The following is an 18,223-nucleotide window of genomic DNA, read 5'->3' as shown; positions in this document are numbered from 1 at the left end:
ATCCGGGCAGGTCATCGTCCGGATTGCGGCATCCGGAGGGTGCATATGACTCTGTTGATCCGCCGGTACCGAGGGTCCGATCTCGACGCCGTGTGTTCGTTACATCGGCTCTGCCTGGCCCAGGTGGGGCTGACGTCCGGTGACGGCGTCTACTACGAGGATGATTTCCCCCATATCGAGGAGCTTTATCTGGCCGGCCGGGGCGAGTTCCTGGTCGGCGAGCTCCTCCAGGACGACAGGCGGCGCGTCGTGGCCATGGGCGCGCTGCGCCGGGTCGACGACCGGGTCGCCGAGATGTGCCGGCTGCGGGTCCATCCCGAGACGCAGCGGCGCGGGTACGGCGAGCGCGTGGTCGCCGTCCTGGAGCACCGGGCGGCCGAGCTGGGCTACGCCACGGTGCGCTGTGACACGACGCTGAACCAGCGGGCCGCGATGGCCCTGTACGCCAAGCGCGGCTGGCAGGAGATCGCCCGAACCGAGGTCGGCGCCCTGGTCGTCGTCTACTTCCAGAAACCCCTGATCAACACCCCTGACCGATATGTGGCATATATCCAGACTAGGGGTGGGAGAGTTTAATAAATAAGGACGGATGTGGTCATAACCCTTGTGAAACCACGGATCGGCCGAATAATTGGACCGGCAACCGTGCGACGCGAGGGGAAGCATGAAGAAAATCATTGTGCGCAAGCCTGCCTTGGCCAAGCTCAGCGGCAGCTCCAGCGTCATCCACAAAGGGTGATCGACCACTCCTGCCATGTCTGGCTCCAGGGGGAGCGTTCCGGTGACCGGGCGGCACTGCTCGCGTCCTGGGGACCGCTCCCTCTGGTGACAGCGGCGCTGGACGCCCACCGCCGGACCCGAGGGCCCTACACCTTCGGGGGCGCGCTGCTCGGCGCGCTGGTCCCGGGCGTCCTGCGCCGGTCACCCGGTCTGGTCGCCGCGCACGACATCGAGATCCGGGCCGCCGCGCCCGGCCTGCGCGACCTGGTGACGCCCCGCTGGGAGACCTGTGACGCCCGGCAGAGCGACGACGAGCGCATCCTGGTCCCCGCGCCCCGCCGCACGCTGCGGATCGCGAACGGGATCACCGAGTTCCTGAGCGAAGGCGTGGAACCGGGAGGCGTGCTCGTCGTCGAGAACGCCCACCACGCCGACGCCACCGACCGGGAGCTGCTCGCCGTCCTGGTGCGCAGGCTGCCTCCCGAGCGCCTCACCGTCGTGATCTGCTCGGCCGAACCGCCGCCCGCGACCTTCTCCGGCGCCCGCGCGCACGCGGAGCCTCAGCCGCTCTCTGGAGACGTGTCGGCGGCCCGGTACGTCGAGTCCGACTGCACCACCGACGATCCCCGCCTGGCCGCCGCCTACCGGGCGCTGCCGCCTGGCGCCAGGGCCGCCCTGCACGAGCGCCGCGCGGCGGAGCTGCTGGGGCTCGGCGACCCCGCGCCGCTGCTCGGCGCGATCCCGTTCCACCTGGAGCACGGCTCCGACCCGGGCGGCTCCGGAGTGGAGGCGCTGTGGGCGGCGGTGGACCACTGCGTGCGCGAGGGCTTCCTCGACGCCGTGGTGGAGACCGGCCTGCGCGGCCTCGCGCTGGCCGAGGCGGGCGGAGACCTGTGGTGGCGGTTCCTGCAGCGCACCGCGACCGCCATGGCCGGGCTGCGCCGTCACGACGAGGCCCGTGACCTGTGGAACCTGGCCAGGCGCACCAGCGTGGAGCCCGCCGTGCACGCCGCCGCGGCGTACGGCACCGCGATGCTCGACGCGCGCCATCCCGACCCCGCCGCCCGCGACCTGGGCCGCGCGATGGGCTGGATCAACCAGGCCATCGCGATCTCCACGCTGCTGCCCGACCCGGAGGAGCGCGCTTTCAAGCTCGGCTTCGACCGCAACGGGCGGGCCCTGGTGGAGCTGCGCCACGGCCGCCTGCCGCAGGCGCTCGACCTGGTCGAGTCCGCGATGGAGCTGGCCGACCGGGACCTGCCGCCCGGCAGGCACCGCACCCACCGGATGGTGCTGCTGGCCAACCGCGCGCAGTTGCTGACCGCCCTCGGGCGCGGCAAGGAGGCGCTGGACGACTACAACGCCGCGGTCACCTTGGATCCGGCCTTCCCCGACCACTATCTCGACCGGGGCAACCTGCGCTTCCGCCAGGGCATGCTGGACGGCGCGCTGGACGACTATGAGACCGCCATGCGGCTCAGCCCGCCGCTTCCCGAGGCGTACTACAACCGCGCTCAGGTGCGCCTGGCCTGCGACGAGCGGGAGGCCGCGCTGGCCGACCTGGACCACGTGCTGGAGCTCGATCCCGGCTATCTCGACGCGCACATCAACCGGGCCGGGGTGCTGGCCGTCGAGGGGCGCGAGGCCGAGGCGCGGGCCGACGTGGAGGCCGGGCTGGCCATCGACCCGCGCAACGCGCACCTGCACTGCGTGCTCGGCCAGCTCGAATGCGGCGCCGGACGGCACGCCGAGGCGCTGAGCGCGTTCGGCGAAGCGCTCGCGGCCGACCCCGAGCTGGGCGCGGCGTGGGCCAACCGGGCCATCGCCCGCTTCGAGTCCGGTGACCCGGAGGGCGCCGTCGCGGACCTGACCAGGGCGCTGGCCCTGGAAAGGAGCGCCGAGCTGCACTACAACCGGGCCCTGGCGCTGCGGGCCCTGGGCAGGGAGGACGAGGCGCTCGACGACCTGCACCTGGCGCTGGACCTCGACCCGGACGACCCCGAGATCCACGCGGCCCTGGCCGTCACCTCCGGCCGGGCGTAACCTCCCGACCGCTCACCGTTTCATGGCGCCGTCGGCGATCGCGTCGGCGGCGTCGCCGATGGCCATGCCGACGATCTCCAGCCGCCGGACCAGCTCGCGTTCCTTCATCGCCTCAGAGGTCAGCTCCTCGGAGAAGATCCGGGCGATCTCGTACTGGTACATGCGGCGGATGTTGCCGCCGATCTTCTTGGCCTCCAGGGCGTCGTGGCCGACCGCCGAGGAGCGGTCGGCGAGGTCGCGAACCGACTCCTCGAGCACCTCGATGCCGACCACCACCTGGTCCAGCATCGGCGCGAACCGGCGCTGCCCCTTGATCCGGTACAGGTACGACTCCCGGACGAAGTCGCGCAGGGAGTCGAGCACGTCGTCGATGGAGCGGGACAGCCGGAACAGGTCCTCGCGGTCGATCGGCGTGACCAGCGCCCCGGACAGCTCGCCGATCAGCGCGGCCCGGAACGTGTCGCCCCGGTGCTCGATCTCGCGCATCCGCTCGTGCGCCTCGGTCCGGCCGACCTCGCCGCCGATCATGGCCATGGCCAGCCAGGCGCCCTGCTTGGTGGCCTCAAGCTGGCCGATCAGCGCGTCGGTGAGCGCGCTGTCCATCCGGCCGCGCATCAGATCCAGCATCCGCCGCAGGCGCTTCACCCGCCCGCCTCCTCACGGTCTCCACTCACGCGATCACACCCTTGACCAGGAGCGCCGAGGCCGCGGCGAGGAGCGCGCTGGCCGGGAGGGTCAGCGCCCAGGCCATGACGATCTTCGTGGCCGGGTGCCAGCGCACCCGGTGCGTGCTCTCGGCGACGCCCGCGCCGATCAGGCCGCCGGCGATGGCCTGGGTCATGCTGACCGGCGCTCCCGCCGCCGCGCAGCCGATCACCGCGGGCCCGCTGGCCAGCTCGGCCGAGACGCCGTGCAGCGGGCGTGAGGCCAGGATCTCCCTGCTCAGCGTGCGTCCGGCGCGCGGCAGGCCGTACACCGTGCCCAGGCCGAACAGCACCGCGATCAGCGCGCAGACGCCGACCGGCGCACCCGCGAACCCGAGGGCGACGATGAACACCGCCAGCATCTTCTGGCCGTCGTTGGCCGCGTAGGCCAGGCACTGCACGGCGAACCCGGCGCGGTGCCAGCGCGGGAGGGTGGCGCCGTCGGCGAGCCGTACGAGCAGGTGGCTGACCAGTACGGCCAGCAGCCCGCCCACGAACGGCGCGGCGAGCGCGACCGCCAGCACGAACGCCACCTGGCCCGCCGCCACCGGCAGCCCCCAGCCCAGTCCGGCGCCGGTCACCCCGCCCACCACCGCCAGCGTCAGGCTGGTGGGCATCCCCCGGCCGCTGAGCACCGTCACCACGATCAGCGAGGCGAGCACCGCGACGGCCATCGCGGCCTGCCCGCCGGGGCCGCGCATCGGCGCGAGACGCGTGGTGAAGGTCTGCGCCACCTGCGAGGTCAGCAATGGCACGACGGCGACCGCGATCATCAGCATCAGGATCCCGACCACCGGGCGCACACTGGGGATCTTCAGTCCGGTTCCGAGCAGCGCGCCGCCGTCGTTGATACCGGAGACGACCGCGAACACGCAGGCGAGCGCCACCAGTGCGATGGTCATGGTCCTCCGAACCGGTCAAATCACTTATGCCGCTACCTCTACCCAAGATCCCGCAATTTCGTCCTGTGGCCCCGCAGGTCATGACGCATGGCCTGCCCCGGCCCCGTAAACTCTGCCCGTATCTGGAGGGAGCGGAAGATGACCGCGGAGTACGTGCTGACCCTGTCGTGCCCGGACCGCCCTGGCGTGGTCGCGGCCGTGTCGGGGCTGCTCGCCGGGCATGGGTGCAACATCACCGAGAGCCAGCAGTACGGCGACCGCGTCGCCGACCGGTTCTTCATGCGCGTGCAGTTCGTGTCGGACCTCGGCGACGACGCGCTGCGCACGGCCTTCGCCGCGCTCGCCCCCGAGTTCGCGATGGAACTGCGGCTGCGCGCACTCGACGTCAAACCGCGGGCGCTGGTCATGGTCAGCAGGCTTGGGCACTGCCTCAACGACCTGCTCTACCGGGTGCGGTCCGGGCTGCTCGACATCGAGATCGTCGCCGTCGTCTCCAACCACCCCGACCTGCGGCCCCTCACCCAGTCGTACGGCATCGACTACCACCACCTGCCGGTCACCGCGGAGACCAAGCCGCGCCAGGAGGCCGAGGTGCTCACGCTGGTCGAGCACTACCAGGCCGACATGGTGGTGCTGGCCAGGTACATGCAGGTGCTGTCGGAGGATCTCTGCGCCAAGCTCGCCGGGCAGGTGATCAACATCCACCACTCGTTCCTGCCGTCCTTCAAGGGCGCCAAGCCGTACCACCAGGCCTACTCGCGCGGGGTCAAGCTGATCGGCGCGACCGCGCACTACGTCACGCCCGACCTCGACGAGGGCCCGATCATCGAGCAGGAGGTGGCCAGGGTGAACCACACCCACTCCCCGGAAGACCTGGCCGCCATCGGCCGCGACCTGGAGTGCCAGGCATTGGCCAAGGCGGTGCGCTGGCACGCCGAGCAGCGCATCCTGCTGGACGGCCACAAGACGGTCATCTTCCCGCGCTGACCGCGCGCGCTCGCCCCGGCGGTGGTTCGGCCTGCGGCCGGTGGTTCGGCGTGCCCAGCGGTCATTGGGCCCCGCCATTTCTGGGTAAAGGCGATTAGAAATACTATTTCGTGGCTCCAACTCCATAGCGTGCCCTTAAAACGCGACGTTCACCACGGGAGACAATGTGCCGTGCGACGAGAGCGCGTCCCGCCAGTCGTGCTGGTGGGAGCCGGAGGGCGGTTTCTTCGGCGAGTTGTACATGGAGGCCGACGATTCCCTGCGGACCTTCTTCGAAGGCGAGACCGGGCTCGGCGACCGTACCGAGGCGGAGGCCGAAGGGGTGCTGAGCCTGTGCGGCCTGGCCGCCGGCTCGCGGGTGCTGGACTGCCCGTCCGGGTACGGACGGCACAGCGTCGCGCTGGCTGGGCGCGGCCTCGACGTCACCGGAGTCGACATCAACCCCCTCTTCCTCGCCGACGCTCGTGAGCGCGCCAAGGAGACGGGCGCGAGCGTCCGGTTCGTCGAGGGCGACATGCGCAAACTGCCGGGCCTGGACCCGATGGACGCAGTGATCAACATGTTCTACTCCTTCGGGTTCTTCACCCAGAAGGAGGACCTTGAGGTACTGCGCGGCTTCCACCGCGTGCTGCGGCCCGGCGGCCGGTTCCTGATGCACACCATGGTGACGATCCCGGCCCTGCGCGACGGCCGGGTGCCCGCCGAGGAGCGGCGCGGGCTGAGCAGCGGGCGCAACCTGATCTCCCGGCGCCGGCTGGACCCCGACTCATCGCGCGAGCACGGCGAATGGGTGGTGGTGGACCGCGACGGCACGGAGTTCCCGCTCGCGCCGTACGACATGCGGATCTACACCGACCGCGAGTTCGCCGACCTGTGCCGCGCCGCCGGGTTCGGCGCGGCCCGCTGCTACGGCGACTGGGACGGCACGCCCTACCAGGACTCCTCGCCCTACCTGATCGTGGTCGCGACCAAGTAGGCCAGGTAGACCAGGCAGGGCGAGCCGGCCCGGTGCCGGTTGGTCAGCGCACCAGGCCGGTGTGCCGGGCCATGAAGGCGAGCTGGTCGGCGGAGAGGTCGACCGACTTGCTGATCGCCCGCGCGCCGTGCCCGACCTCGGTCTCGTTGCGCAGCAGGATGGGGCGCTCGGGCGCACCCTGGGCGTGCTGCAGGGCCGCGCACATCTTCCAGGCGTGCATCGGGTGCACCCGGGTGTCGGAGGCGAACACCGAGAACAGCGTGGCCGGGTAGGCGACCCCCTCGCGCACGTGGTGGTAGGGGGAGTAGGACCATAGCCAGGCGAACTCCTCGGGGTCGTCGGCCGAGCCGTACTCGACGTTCCAGGTGGCGCCCAGGCCGAACCGCTCGTAGCGGATCATGTCCAGCAGCGGCGCGGAACAGGCCACCGCGGCGTAGAGCTCGGGCCGCTGGGTGAGGGCCGCGCCGACCAGCAGGCCGCCGTTGGAGCCCCCGGAGATGCCGAGCATCTCCGGGGTGGTGACGCCGGTGGCGATCAGGTGCTCGGCCGCCGCGTGCAGGTCGTCGAAGACGCGCTGCTTGCCGCCGAGCATGCCGGCCCGGTGCCACTCCTCGCCCTGCTCGCCGCCGCCGCGTAGCTGCGCGATGGCGTAGACGCCGCCGGCCTCGACCCAGGTGAGGATGGAGGCGGAGTAGCCGGGCGTCATGGAGATGCCGAAGCCGCCGTAGCCGTACAGGACCGTGGGACGCGGGCCGTCGCCCGCGTCGGGGCGGGAGATCACCAGCATGTGCACGGAGGTGCCGTCGGCCGAGGTGTAGACGACCTGCTCGGTGGTGACGGCCGGGACGTTCACCGCGCCGGGGGAGGACGCCCACAGGGTGGTCTCGCCGGTGCGCGCGTCATAGCGCTGGATGGTCGGCGGCGTGGTGTTGTCGGTGTAGCCGAACCACGCCTCGTGGCCGCCGTCGGGGCGCTCCACGATGCCCCCGATCGTGCCCAGCCCGGGCAGCGGCACCTCGCCGGTTCGCGCCCCGGTGGCCAGGTCGTGGACGGTGATCTCGCTGATCGCGTGGCGGGTCCATCCGGCCAGCAGGACGGGGGAGGCGAGGTCGTCGAGGATCGCGAAGTCGGACAGCACCGCCTCGGCGTCTTCGGGGATCAGGTCGTGCCAGTGCTCGTGTGTCGGCTTGGCCGGGTCGGTGACGCAGACCCGGCCCCTCGGGGCGTCGCGGTCGGTGAAGACGTAGAGCCGCCCGTCGCGGCCGAAGTGCAGCGCGGTCTGGGCGTCGACCCCCTCCTGGACGGTGTCCAGCTCGGGGCGCTCCGGCGGGGACGCCGAGAGGTCGGCCACCCACAGGTCGTTGCGCGGGGCGGTGCCCCGGGACGCCGAGATCGTCAGCCACCGGCCATCGCGCGAGACGGCGACGCCGTAGTAGTTGGTCTTCTCCAGGCCGTCACCGAAGATCAGCACGTCGTCTTCGCTGGAGGTGCCCACGCGGTGCAGGTAGACGCGCCGGTGGTACTGCTCCTCGCCGGGCGGCACCTCCGTGGAGGGAAGCCTGCGCACGTAGTAGAACGCCTCGCCGCCCGGCAGCCACGCCACCGGGGAGTAGCGGCAGCGGTCGATCGGGCCCTCGATGCGGTCGCCGAACGCGACGTCCATCACGTAGAGGGCCGACTCCTCGTCGCCGCCGACCGAGATCTGGTAGGCGAGCAGGCGGCCCTCCTTGTCCGGCTGCCAGGAGTCGAGGGTGGTGAGGCCGGAGGGGTCGAGCCGCATCGGGTCGATCAGCGCCCGCTCGGAGCCGTCGGCGTCGATCGTGTAGAGCACGGAGTGCTCCTGCTCGGGGGTGCGCCGCATGAAGAAACGCCGGTCTCCGCGCCAGACGGGCGCGCCCACCGAACCCGAGCGCAGCAACTCGGCGATCCGTTCACGGAACTCGGGCCGCCTGTCAATGCTCGCGGTGAACAGCGCGCCCTGCGCCTCCAGCCATTCCTTGGTCGCCGGATCGTCGGGATCCTCCAGCCACCGGTAGGGGTCGGGGACCGTGACTCCGTGCAGCTCATCTGCGTGGTCGTCGCGGCGGGCGGGCGGGTACGGCGTGGAGGTCATGGCTGGAACACTACATTCCCGCGCGGACAGAAGCCGTTGACGGCGGGCCTTCCCCAGAACGTCTGCTTCACCCGCTTTGTGGCCGGAGTAAAGCGGGGTCCGGGCGGGGATAAAACCGATCAGGTGTCTCTCCTGTCATTCGCGCCTGGTGTTATGGGGTGGCGGGGGAGCCTGCTGAAACGCCAGACTGGGTGGAGGACGGTGCCGTGGTGACCATCCGCTGGGCCGTCCGGCGGAGGTCCATGTGACGGAAGTAACCGGGCCCCAAGAGAGCGGGCCACAACGCGGGTCGTGCTTGCGCGCGGCCCTCGACATGCCGCGCACGGCGAGAAGGGCCCGCTGATGCGCCAGGTCCTGCTGTTGAACGCCACCTTCGAGCCCCTGACCACCCTCTCGCTGCACCGCGCCGTGGTGCTGGTGTTGCGCGAGAAGGCGGACGTCGTCCACCGTGACGGGCGCGGCGCGGTGCTGCGCTCGGCGAGCCGTACGGTCGACGTCCCTTCGGTGATCAGGCTCAAGAGATATGTCCGTATCCCCTACCGGTCACGCATCCCCCTGACGCGCGCGGCGCTGATGCGCCGCGACGATTTCCGCTGCGCGTACTGCGGGCAGCGGGCCGAGACCATTGACCACGTCATCCCCCGCTCACGGGGCGGCACGCACACCTGGGAGAACTGCGTGGCGTCCTGTATGACGTGCAACCACCGCAAGGCCGACAAGATGCTGGAGGAACTGGGGTGGAACCTGCGGGTCGCCCCGGTGGTGCCACGCGGCGCCCACTGGCGGCTGATCGGCGCCAAGCTGATCGGAGACCCGCAGTGGGCGCCCTACCTGACCGAGAACGCCGCCTGACACGCGGCCACCGAGGTCCCGGGTAAGAGCCGGTAAGAGCGGTACCCGAACACCGGCCCCTTCGAAGGGGCCGGTGTTCGTGCTTTCCGGGTGCCCGTCCCACGTGACCGATCTGCGCGAGTCGCGCGACCAGTGGAACTTGACGGTCAAGGCGCTCGGGTGCGTCGGCGGAGTGAACATCAGAGTGGGACTTCCGGTCATCCGCACTTCGGTAGATCATGGGACTGCTTTCGACATCGCGGGAACGGGCGAGGCGGAGCGGCTGCTCCAGCACGTGTCCATCGACACGGCGTTCATCAGCGCCGACGCCGTCCATCCGGTCCGGGGGCTGCTGGAGGTGGACACCGACCAGATAGCGCTGAAGGAGGCGGTGGTGCGGTCGTCCAGGCGGGTGGTGGTGCTGGCCGACTCCTCCAAGATCGTCGAACACGTGCCCGCCGGATACTGGCTGCCGTGGCCCACCGACTGCGAGCTGGTCGTCGAGGACACCGGCGACGGCGGGCGGCTGGGGCCTTTGCGGCATAACGTCCGGACTGTGGTGTCCGCTCCCTGAGCTGCGGTAGCATCCAGGTCATGCCGCGTTATGACTATCGGTGCCGTGCCTGCGGGAGCACCTTCGAGCTGTCCCGGCCGATGGCTCAGGCGAGTGACCCCGCCCAGTGCCCTGACGGCCACGACGACACGGTGAAGCTGCTGTCCACCGTCGCCATGACGGGTGGCAGCGCCGCCCCGGCCGCCCCGCGCGCCTCCGGCGGGGGTTGCTGTGGGGGCGGCTGCTGCGGCTGACGCCGCGCGGCACCCCTGAGATCTCCTCCACGGCGGTCACCTTGCGTGGCGACCGCCGCATTTCGGGCATTCCATAGCCCGCTTCGGGCGCGGCGGATGTTCACCGGCCGCGCCCGGCTCGTCGGGTCAGGCGGCCTTGCGGGCGCGGCGCTGGAAGGGCAGGAAGCGCTCTGCCAGATGCGGTCGCGCGGGGGCGTTGGTGGGTTCGACGGCGATGATCCGGTCGAAGCGGAAGGCGCGGATGGCCCGCTTGAGCCGGCACATGCCGACCAGGTACCAGTAGTCGCGGTGGACCAGGCACGTCACCGGATCCACCTCGCGGACGCTGAGGCGGTCGCCCGCGTCGCGGTAGTGCAGCCGGATGACGCGGCGGCCGGTGATCGCCTCGGCGATGAGCTTGGCTCTGGCAGCGGTGTCGGCGGACAGCGGGGTCGTCAGGGTGGCGAGGGTGGCGGCGACGACGTCGTCGTCGAGGTCGAGATGGTCGAACGCGTGGCGCAGGCCACGCCGTGCGGTCACCGACTGCGGCCCGGCACCCAGGTGCGCGAGCGAGAGGGCGAGCGCGGCTATCTCGGCGGCGTTGAGCGTGCGAGAAGGGGCCTCCATGACGTTAGTCATACCCCGATTTTACCTGCGGCTACCGACATTTCTCGAACACATCGTCGCGTCGGACCGCCCTCGGCCCGCCCCCGAAAGGACGGGCCGGCCGGGGCTCACTTGGAGAGCTGCGAGAGGTCGCGGGAGGCCCCGGTGGAGGCGGAGGTGGTGAGCGCGGCGTACGCCTGCAGGGCGGCGCTGACCGTCCGCTGGCGGTTCGCCGGGCGGTAGCCCTGCCGCTCGGTCAGCAGGCGCTCACGGCGCGCGGCGAGGACGCCCTCGGCGACCTTCAGCTCCATCGAGCGCCCGGGGATGTCGATGTCGATGATGTCGCCGTCTTCGACCAGCGCGATCACGCCGCCCTCGGCCGCCTCCGGGGAGGCGTGGCCGATCGAGAGGCCGGAGGTGCCGCCGGAGAAGCGCCCGTCGGTCACCAGCGCGCACGCCTTGCCCAGGCCCTTGCCCTTCAGGAAGGAGGTCGGGTAGAGCATCTCCTGCATGCCGGGGCCGCCCTTGGGGCCCTCGTAGCGGATGACCACGACGTCGCCAGGCTTGACGCGGTCGTTGAGGATGCCCTCGACGGCGTCCTCCTGCGACTCGAACACCACGGCCGGGCCGGAGAACCGCCAGATGGACTCGTCGACCCCGGCGGTCTTCACCACCGCGCCGTCGAGCGACAGGTTGCCGTACAGGACGGCCAGGCCGCCGTCACGCGAGTAGGCGTGCCCGAGCTCGCGCACGCACCCCTGCTCGCGGTCGAGGTCGAGGGAGTCCCAGCGGGCGCTCTGCGAGTACGGCTTGACCGTGCGGACGTTGCCGGGCCCCGCGTGCCACAGCTCGACGGCCTCGGGGCGCACCGTGGGGGACACCGGGTCCCATTCGGCGATGTAGTCGGCCAGAGTCGCGCTGTGGATGGTCGGCACGTCGCGGTGCAGCAGGCCCGCGCGGTCGAGTTCGCCCAGGATCGCGGGGATGCCGCCCGCCCGGTGGACGTCTTCCACGTGGTACTTCGCCGTGGCCGGGGCGACCTTGCACAGGCAGGGCACCCGCAGCGACAGCTCGTTGATCTCCTTCAGGCCGAAGTCGACCCCGGCCTCCCTGGCCGCCGCCAGCAGGTGCAGGATCGTGTTGGTGGAGCCGCCCATGGCCACGTCGAGGGCCATCGCGTTCTCGAACGCGTCGCGCGTGGCGATGGACAGAGGGAGCACGGACTCGTCGTCCTGCTCGTAGTAGCGGCGGGTGATGTCGACCACCGTACGGCCGGCCTGCTCGAACAGCGCCCGCCGGGCGGTGTGGGTGGCCAGCGTGGTGCCGTTGCCGGGCAGCGCCAGCCCGATCGCCTCGGCCAGGCAGTTCATCGAGTTGGCGGTGAACATGCCGCTGCACGAGCCGCACGTCGGGCAGGCGCTCTCCTCCATCTGGAGCAGCTCTTCGTCGGACACCGAGTCGTCGGCGGCGGCGATCATCGGGTCGATCAGGTCGAGCTTGCGGCCGGGCGTCTTGCCCGCCTCCATCGGCCCGCCGGAGACGAACACGGTCGGGATGTTGAGCCGCAGCGCGGCCAGCAGCATGCCCGGCGTGATCTTGTCGCAGTTGGACACGCAGACCAGGGCGTCGGCGCAGTGCGCGTTGACCATGTACTCGACCGCGTCGGCGATCAGCTCGCGGCTGGGCAGCGAGTAGAGCATGCCGCCGTGGCCCATGGCGATGCCGTCGTCGACCGCGATGGTGTTGAACTCGCGAGGGATGGCGCCCGCCTCCCGGACGGCCCCGGCCACCACGTCGCCGACCTCGCGCAGGTGGACATGGCCGGGGACGAACTGCGTGAAGCTGTTGGCGACGGCGACGATGGGCTTGCCGAAGTCGCTCCCCGCTACGCCGGTCGCCCGGAGTAGGGCCCGGGCACCGGCCATGTTCCTGCCGTGTGTGACCGTTCGCGACCTGAGCGGAGGCATGACGCATCTCCCATCGAAGACGAACCTGAAGACAGGCGAGTCTTCAAATGGTACGGCGTACGCCCGGTAAATGAGACGTCAAGTCCACACACCGGACACTGACCCGACGTGCCCACGTGGCGGGCGCGCGGGTATGTGGAACCGCTCTCGCGTCAGCTCTCGGCGTAGCGCGCGGGCAGTACCTGCTCGGCCGCCTCGTAGATCCTGTTGATCTCTTCGTCGGTGAGGGAGTGCTCCCGCTTGGTGATCCACCTGCGGACCCGGCTGCCCTCGAACACGTCGACGTCGCGGATCGTCAGGATCTTCCATGGGATGGCCGGGCCGTAGATCGCCAGCGAGGGCACGACGACCAGCTCGCGTTCGAGCTTCTCGCCGATCAGCTGGCTGGCCTGGGCCGCCTCCCACGCCGCCTCGACGAGGCGCGGCTTCTGGGTGAAGGGACCGTGGAACAGCCGCTTGCCGGACTGGACCCGAACCGGCAGGCGCTTGTCCCACTTCTCGGAGTCGACCGCGTACACCCCGGTAGGGCCGATCACCAGGTGATCGATCTGCGCTTCGCTGTCCGGGATGGCGCGGGCGTGCAGTGTGCGGTAGCCGCTCCGCTCCAGCTTCTTGAGCTGGGCCTCCGTACGGCGCTCGGCGACGGAGGGACGTCGCCAGGCGGGCACGGAAGAGGCGGACCGCGCGCGGTAGACGGTGTCGGCGATCGCCGCGACCACCGCACCGGTGACTCCCGCGCGCCAGTCCGACAACAGGATGCCGAAGAGGATGCCGCCGAGCAGGGCGATCAGCACCCGCCGGCGCAGCGGCCGGTACTTCGGATCCTGGAGCAGGCTCCGCAAGGACGCACGTTCGAGTGGAGCGAACGTCGAGGGAGGCGCGGTGGGGCGAGCCGACGATTGAGCCGGCCGGTCACTCACCCAAATTGGTGACTGAGTGTGACCGTCTTCTGGAACTTGGCCGAGATCCACGTAACTCACCGTAGCCGAGTCGCTGAGAGGTTGCCTAGTCTTCCCTGGTTCACACTTTTGTGGCTGCCTTCACCCGCTTCGCTAGGCCGGAAACCGGGTATCTATCCCTTTCCTCTCTAGACAACTCCGGAACCGGCGCATGCTCCGCCCAGGTGCCGACGGCCCACAGATTCGTGATCCTAACGCGTGGACGCGCCTTCTTCAGAGGGATACGTTCAACCTGTGGACAGCGCGATCGAGGTGCTTGGCACACTCATCGGTATTTCAGCAGGTCTGTTCATTCTGATCACCATCGTGGTGCTGATGCCGGGAAGAGCGGCGGCCGCCAGGTCGAGCCCCCCGGCGCATCCCGGCGTGGTGTGGTTCGGCGGGCCCGGACACGGCAGGCCCGGCCACGGCGAGCACGGCGTGACCGATTCCGGCCTGGTGCTCCTGGATCACCGCCCCGGCTGGATCGGCGCCCCCGAGTCGGACTGGCCCGCGCTGGCCGAGACCTCCGAGCCCGGCCGCAACGGCGGCGCCTCGGCGGGGTGGTGAGGGCCGTGCGCGCGCTCTCCACTCTCCAGGCGGACGACATCCGCGTGGCCGTACAGCAGGCCGAACGCCGCTCCGGGCTCAGGTTCGCCGTCTACCTCGGCCCCGCGCCCGCCGGGGGCCGCCACTACGCCGAGCGCCTGCACGCCGCCCTGGGCGACGACGCCCCCCGCGCCGTGCTGGTCTTCGTCGATCCCGGCGCCCACGCGCTGGAGATCGTGACCGGCGAGCGCGTCCGGCGCAGGCTGACCGACGCCCGGTGCCGCATGGTCGCGATGTCCATGGCCACCGCGTTCAGCGGCGGCGACCTCGTGGGCGGGGTGGTCTACGGCATCGCCGCGCTGGCCCAGCAGGCCGCGTCGCCGGGGTGAGGGCGATCAGCGCGGCGCGTAGTCGCGCATGTACCGGCCGACCTTGTCGACGTAGTCGCGCCACCGCTTGGGCACGCCCCCGTCACGGTGCATGGGGTCCACGCCGCTGCGGTAGAGGGCCGCGAGGTTGAGCGCGGGATCGCCCGGGATGTCGACGATCCGCGGGCCGAGCCCGCACAGGAAGCGGCCCATGGCCGTGATCGACAGCTCCGGGGTGATCGGCGGGGTCGGCTGCGGGCTCTTCAGGCCGCCGGGCTGCCAGTGCCACAGGACGCTGGGGGTCCAGCGGGCGATGCCGTACTCGTCGACGGAGGGGTCGGACAGGGCGGCGTCGAAGTCGGACTCCGCCTTCAGCATGGCCGCGATCAGCGTCGGGCTCAGGCCGCGCAGCTCGCAGCGCGTGCCCGCCCCGACGATCAGGGCGCGGTACTCCTTGGGGATGTCGGAGTCGAGACGCAGCAGGCGGCCGGTCGGGTCGCCGAACGGCGGTACGGCGCCGGTCTCGACCTCGGTCGCGGTGTCGGTGCCGGCCGAGCGCGTCGCCGGGCCGTTCCTGAGGGCGCCGTCGCGCGCGCCGTCGAACACGGCCAGCGTGATCGCGATCATCGCCATCGTTCCCAGGGCCGCCCCTGCCCAGGCCAGCCGCCGCCGTACGATCGCTGAACGCCGGGTGCCGTCGGGGAGCGGCGTGGCTTCGCCGTCCGGCTCCGGGCCGTCTCCGGTCTCCCGCTCGCCGTCAGGTAAGCGCCCGGCGCCCTCCGGAGCCGCCGGAGCGACGTCGCCGGGCCGTAGCACGGCGAGGACCTCCTGGTCGCTCCCGGTGCCATGAGCCGGATCCCGCGTGCCGTCGTCCTCCGGGACCTCGCCTCGGGGCTCCGGCCCGCCGTCGCTCGCGTCGCCGCTCGGGCGCGGAGGGGCCGGGGGAGCGACATCGCCGGGCTCGACGGCGAGGGCGGCCTCCGGGATCGCCGCACGGGTCGCGGTGAGCAGGGCGGCGGCGTAGGCGGCCGCGTCGGGCCAGCGGCCCTCGCGGTCGGGTTCCAGCGCCCGCATCACCACTTCGTCGATCTCGGGCGGCACCTCGGGCCGCAGCCCGCTCGGCGGCACCCGGCGCTCTGGCCGGTCGGGGACCGTGCCGGTGAGCATGTGGTAGGTCAGCGCGCCCAGGCCATGCACGTCGGCGCGGGCGTCTGGTGCCCCGTCGAAGTGGAGTTGCTCGGGGGCCTGGTAGCCGGGCGAGCCCGCCGGGAGCGTGAGCCCGGACAGGTGGTCGGTGGAGCGCGCGATGCCGAGGTCGGCCACCATGACCCGTTCGCCGCCCTCGGGGCGCGTGCAGAACAGCACGTTGGACGGCTTCAGGTCGCGGTGGACCACCCCGATGCTGTGCAGCACCGCCACGCCCTGCGAGATCCGCTGGATCGTCCGGAGGGTCTCGGCCACGGCGGGCCGCCGATCGGCCAGGCGGTCGCCCAGGGTGCCCCGGTCGGCGTAGGTCATCACGAAGTACGGCCTGCCGTCGGCCAGCTCGCCGATGTCGAAGACCTGGACCAGCCAGTGCGAGTCGGCCCTGCGCAGCAGCCTGGCCTCCTGCAGGAACCGCTCGCGCACGTCGGAGCGGCGCGCCCAGTTGTCGGCGAGGATCTTGACGGCCACCGGAGAGCGGAGTTCGTCGTCGTAGGCGAGATAGACGGAGGCGAACCCGCCGACCCCGATGATCTGCTCGATCCGGTAGCGACCCGCATGGGAGGGTGCCGTCATTCGGCTCATCATCGCCGATGATCGAGGTTTCTTCCACCCGACCTGGGATCTACCAGGTTACGGAATCGCCGCAGGACACGCAGGATCGGAGGAAGGCGGTCGCATATACGGCGAGATGTCATGACTTGACGCACTCGGTGGCCCCGCCGCTCGCCGGAGCGACCGCACCGCGCGCGTCTCGACCACCAACGCCACGACGAGTAGGGTCCCGCACCGATGCACAGCACGATCCTGATCCAGATGGCCGCCTCGCCGACGGCCGACCGGCCGTACTCGCTGGAGCTCGGCCCCGGCGAGCGCGCCCACTTCGGGCGCGGGACGCCCGGCTCCCCGGTGGACATCCCGCTCGACGACCCGGCGGTGTCGCGCCGGGCGGGGGAGATCACCGCCGTCGGCGACTACTGGCTGCTGTCCAACCTCAACACCGCGAAGACCTACGTGGTGGACAACCCGGAGGGCGGCGGCGAGTTCGTCAAGGTGCCCCCCGGGCGGATGGGCGCGCCGATCCCGTTCGAGTTCTCCAGGGTGAGCCTGCCCGCGGTGGACGGCACCGTCTCGTTCCTGGTGTTCGCGCCCCAGCACCGGCACGCCTTGCCGGGAAGCGCCGACCGGAGCGGCGCGGCCACGCAGGTCGCCTACCCGCTCGACCAGAACGCCAAGTACTTCCGGATCCTGGTGGCGCTGTGCGAGCCCAGGCTGCGCGACCCGGCGTCCTCGCGCATCCCGACCATCCCCGAGATCATGGACCGGCTGCCCGGCCTGGGGCTGAGCCGTACCGCGATCGGGTTCCACATCGGCTACCTGGCGGAGAAGAAGCTCCACGTCAAAAGGCCGCAGGACGGCGACGGCAAGGCCGACTGGCAGCGGCACGCGCTGGTGTCCCTGGCGCTCAGGTTCGACCTGGTGACCAGCGAGCACCTGGCGCTGCTGCCCGTGCCCGGCCGCTGAGGCCACCGGACCGAACCGCCGGGCTCAGCCGCCGATCCTCTCGACCAGGTGGCCGCCGATGTCGCGGAGCAGCCGCGAGGACTCCACGGGGGCCTCGGCGACGGCGGAGAAGAGCGCGGGCAGCCCGGGCAGGATGAACCCGTCGTCGCGGGTGGCGGCGTGCCCGATCGGGTTCTTGTCCAGTACGGCCCGGCTGCGCTCCCACGCGTCGAGGACCTCCTCGGGGGAGGGAACGCCGAAACCGTGCCCGACCGGGGCCGCGTGGCGCAGCCGGACCAGCGGGGTGTCGGCGAACGCCAGCGCGACCTTGGCACGCAGCGTCAGCCCGGCGCGGGCGGGCTCGGACACCCAGTCCATCGCGGTGCACGGGTTGCGGCACCTGGCCACACAGGTGGCCAGCGCCCCCGCCACCTGGCTGTGCTGGCGGTCGAAGTAGGCCCGCCAGCCCTCGCCGGGTTCCTCCGCGACCCGGAGGGTCCGGTTGGCCGCCGACTGCTCGGATCTGGTGTGGTCGCACTCGCGGTCGCCGATCGCGCCGAACCTGCTGCCCCGCGCGGTCAGGCCCTCCGGCCACATGGCCGGGTCGCCCGCGTGGCCGAGCACCGGCTCGCACGCCAGCAGCGGCAGGTATTCGGCGGCGATGTGGAGCGCCGCCGTCATCGGGCTCAGCTCGCGCCGGTGCCAGCGCACCTCGATCACCTCAAGGAGCAGGCCGTAGGCGGGCCGCAGCGAGGCCAGCGCCCCACGCGGCTGCTCGCGCGGGGTCTGCGGCATGTGGCAGGCCCGCGCCTGCCGGCGCAGCTCGGCGGGCACGGCACGCGCCCGCGAGGCGAAGTCCTCCGCGTCGAGCGACAGCAGCCGCTGCCCGAACTCACACACCTCGGCGACCTCCTCGCCATCCTCACCCCCCAGGACCAGGGGGGCGAGCGCCCCCAGATCGGCGAAGGCATGGCGTCCGGCCAGTTCGACCAGCAGATCACGTGCGGAGTACACAGGAAAACGATCT

18 protein-coding genes and 1 pseudogene are annotated in these 18,223 nt (G+C 71.4%); 11 read left to right on the top strand and 8 right to left on the bottom strand.

Annotated features, from left to right (window positions below; genetic code table 11):
* Positions 1-45: 45 nt before the first annotated feature.
* Both P3X83_RS39735 and P3X83_RS39730 read left to right on the top strand, forming a co-directional pair.
* Positions 46-576, top strand: a complete 531-nt coding sequence (locus tag P3X83_RS39735; RefSeq protein ID WP_277310569.1) for a GNAT family N-acetyltransferase — start codon at positions 46-48, stop codon at positions 574-576.
* Between the two features lie 159 nt (positions 577-735).
* Positions 736-2,763, top strand: a complete 2,028-nt coding sequence (locus P3X83_RS39730; protein ID WP_277310568.1) for a tetratricopeptide repeat protein — start codon at positions 736-738, stop codon at positions 2,761-2,763.
* A 12-nt stretch (positions 2,764-2,775) separates the two neighbouring features.
* Here P3X83_RS39730 and P3X83_RS39725 read toward each other — a convergent pair whose 3' ends face one another.
* Entirely contained in the window at positions 2,776-3,408 is a 633-nt protein-coding gene (locus P3X83_RS39725) for a DUF47 family protein (RefSeq protein ID WP_277310567.1), read from the bottom strand.
* A 25-nt stretch (positions 3,409-3,433) separates the two neighbouring features.
* A complete protein-coding gene (locus P3X83_RS39720) occupies positions 3,434-4,369 on the bottom strand; it encodes an inorganic phosphate transporter (protein WP_277310566.1) in 936 nt (311 codons plus the stop codon).
* 138 nt (positions 4,370-4,507) lie between these two features.
* Between P3X83_RS39720 and purU the strand changes: the two genes are divergently transcribed.
* Both purU and P3X83_RS39710 read left to right on the top strand, forming a co-directional pair.
* Entirely contained in the window at positions 4,508-5,356 is an 849-nt protein-coding gene (purU, locus tag P3X83_RS39715; protein WP_277310565.1) for a formyltetrahydrofolate deformylase, read from the top strand.
* A 166-nt stretch (positions 5,357-5,522) separates the two neighbouring features.
* The gene (locus P3X83_RS39710; RefSeq protein ID WP_277310564.1) at positions 5,523-6,332 is read left to right on the top strand and encodes a class I SAM-dependent methyltransferase; all 810 of its coding nucleotides are present in this window, start codon (positions 5,523-5,525) and stop codon (positions 6,330-6,332) included.
* Between the two features lie 43 nt (positions 6,333-6,375).
* On the opposite strand, the gene P3X83_RS39705 is transcribed toward P3X83_RS39710, so the two are convergent.
* Positions 6,376-8,445 (bottom strand): prolyl oligopeptidase family serine peptidase, encoded by a 2,070-nt coding sequence (locus P3X83_RS39705; RefSeq protein ID WP_277310563.1) that lies wholly within the window; start codon positions 8,443-8,445, stop codon positions 6,376-6,378.
* Between the two features lie 342 nt (positions 8,446-8,787).
* Between P3X83_RS39705 and P3X83_RS39700 the strand changes: the two genes are divergently transcribed.
* The 4 genes and pseudogenes from P3X83_RS39700 to P3X83_RS39685 all read left to right on the top strand — a co-directional run bounded on the left by P3X83_RS39700 (position 8,788) and on the right by P3X83_RS39685 (position 10,083).
* On the top strand, positions 8,788-9,297 hold the full coding sequence (locus P3X83_RS39700) for an HNH endonuclease (RefSeq protein WP_277310581.1): 510 nt from the start codon (positions 8,788-8,790) through the stop codon (positions 9,295-9,297).
* A gap of 73 nt (positions 9,298-9,370) precedes the next feature.
* Positions 9,371-9,547 (top strand): annotated as a pseudogene (locus tag P3X83_RS39695) (4-hydroxythreonine-4-phosphate dehydrogenase PdxA); the annotation flags it as partial.
* Positions 9,533-9,850: a hypothetical protein gene (locus P3X83_RS39690; protein WP_277310580.1), complete on the top strand. Its 318-nt coding sequence runs from the start codon at positions 9,533-9,535 to the stop codon at positions 9,848-9,850. The pseudogene P3X83_RS39695 and the gene P3X83_RS39690, both read left to right, overlap by 15 nt.
* Before the next feature lie 20 nt (positions 9,851-9,870).
* Positions 9,871-10,083, top strand: coding sequence for a zinc ribbon domain-containing protein (locus tag P3X83_RS39685; protein ID WP_277310562.1), 213 nt, complete (start codon positions 9,871-9,873; stop codon positions 10,081-10,083).
* A 126-nt stretch (positions 10,084-10,209) separates the two neighbouring features.
* On the opposite strand, the gene P3X83_RS39680 is transcribed toward P3X83_RS39685, so the two are convergent.
* From P3X83_RS39680 to P3X83_RS39670, 3 genes are all read right to left on the bottom strand, one after another.
* Positions 10,210-10,701, bottom strand: coding sequence for a WYL domain-containing protein (locus P3X83_RS39680; RefSeq protein WP_277310561.1), 492 nt, complete (start codon positions 10,699-10,701; stop codon positions 10,210-10,212).
* Positions 10,702-10,796: 95 nt separating this feature from the next.
* The gene (gene ilvD, locus P3X83_RS39675) at positions 10,797-12,635 is read right to left on the bottom strand and encodes a dihydroxy-acid dehydratase (RefSeq protein WP_277310560.1); all 1,839 of its coding nucleotides are present in this window, start codon (positions 12,633-12,635) and stop codon (positions 10,797-10,799) included.
* A gap of 152 nt (positions 12,636-12,787) precedes the next feature.
* On the bottom strand, positions 12,788-13,477 hold the full coding sequence (locus P3X83_RS39670) for a nuclease-related domain-containing protein (protein ID WP_277310559.1): 690 nt from the start codon (positions 13,475-13,477) through the stop codon (positions 12,788-12,790).
* Between the two features lie 351 nt (positions 13,478-13,828).
* On the opposite strand from P3X83_RS39670, the gene P3X83_RS39665 reads away from it, so the two are divergent.
* Together P3X83_RS39665 and P3X83_RS39660 are read left to right on the top strand one after the other, a co-directional pair.
* On the top strand, positions 13,829-14,143 hold the full coding sequence (locus P3X83_RS39665) for a hypothetical protein (protein ID WP_277310558.1): 315 nt from the start codon (positions 13,829-13,831) through the stop codon (positions 14,141-14,143).
* 5 nt (positions 14,144-14,148) lie between these two features.
* On the top strand, positions 14,149-14,511 hold the full coding sequence (locus P3X83_RS39660; protein ID WP_277310557.1) for a DUF5130 family protein: 363 nt from the start codon (positions 14,149-14,151) through the stop codon (positions 14,509-14,511).
* Positions 14,512-14,517: 6 nt separating this feature from the next.
* On the opposite strand, the gene P3X83_RS39655 is transcribed toward P3X83_RS39660, so the two are convergent.
* Complete coding sequence (locus P3X83_RS39655; protein ID WP_277310556.1) at positions 14,518-16,269, bottom strand: protein kinase; 1,752 nt, start codon at positions 16,267-16,269, stop codon at positions 14,518-14,520.
* Between the two features lie 216 nt (positions 16,270-16,485).
* Here P3X83_RS39655 and P3X83_RS39650 point away from each other — a divergent pair, with 216 nt between their 5' ends.
* Positions 16,486-17,217 (top strand): winged helix-turn-helix domain-containing protein, encoded by a 732-nt coding sequence (locus tag P3X83_RS39650; protein WP_277310555.1) that lies wholly within the window; start codon positions 16,486-16,488, stop codon positions 17,215-17,217.
* A gap of 24 nt (positions 17,218-17,241) precedes the next feature.
* Here the strand turns inward: P3X83_RS39650 and P3X83_RS39645 are convergent, their stop codons facing one another.
* Positions 17,242-18,210: a hypothetical protein gene (locus P3X83_RS39645; RefSeq protein WP_277310554.1), complete on the bottom strand. Its 969-nt coding sequence runs from the start codon at positions 18,208-18,210 to the stop codon at positions 17,242-17,244.
* Between the last annotated feature and the right edge of the window lie 13 nt (positions 18,211-18,223).

It is taken from the genome of Spongiactinospora sp. TRM90649 (genome assembly GCF_029382225.1).
In the GTDB taxonomy this organism is placed as follows: domain Bacteria; phylum Actinomycetota; class Actinomycetes; order Streptosporangiales; family Streptosporangiaceae; genus Spongiactinospora.
The sequence above is the reverse complement of the archived record's forward strand: the minus strand, read 5'-3'. Positions and strand labels throughout refer to the sequence as shown.

Bases quoted from the DNA above. Each gene is read 5' to 3' on its own strand.
- P3X83_RS39735 (WP_277310569.1), top strand. From the start codon at position 46: ATGACTCTGTTGATCCGCCGGTACCGAGGGTCCGATCTCGACGCCGTG.
- P3X83_RS39720 (WP_277310566.1), bottom strand. From the start codon at position 4,369: ATGACCATCGCACTGGTGGCGCTCGCCTGCGTGTTCGCGGTCGTCTCC.
- purU (WP_277310565.1), top strand. From the start codon at position 4,508: ATGACCGCGGAGTACGTGCTGACCCTGTCGTGCCCGGACCGCCCTGGC.
- P3X83_RS39705 (WP_277310563.1), bottom strand. From the start codon at position 8,445: ATGACCTCCACGCCGTACCCGCCCGCCCGCCGCGACGACCACGCAGAT.
- P3X83_RS39700 (WP_277310581.1), top strand. From the start codon at position 8,788: ATGCGCCAGGTCCTGCTGTTGAACGCCACCTTCGAGCCCCTGACCACC.
- P3X83_RS39685 (WP_277310562.1), top strand. From the start codon at position 9,871: ATGCCGCGTTATGACTATCGGTGCCGTGCCTGCGGGAGCACCTTCGAG.
- P3X83_RS39680 (WP_277310561.1), bottom strand. From the start codon at position 10,701: ATGACTAACGTCATGGAGGCCCCTTCTCGCACGCTCAACGCCGCCGAG.
- ilvD (WP_277310560.1), bottom strand. From the start codon at position 12,635: ATGCCTCCGCTCAGGTCGCGAACGGTCACACACGGCAGGAACATGGCC.
- P3X83_RS39655 (WP_277310556.1), bottom strand. From the start codon at position 16,269: ATGACGGCACCCTCCCATGCGGGTCGCTACCGGATCGAGCAGATCATC.
- P3X83_RS39650 (WP_277310555.1), top strand. From the start codon at position 16,486: ATGCACAGCACGATCCTGATCCAGATGGCCGCCTCGCCGACGGCCGAC.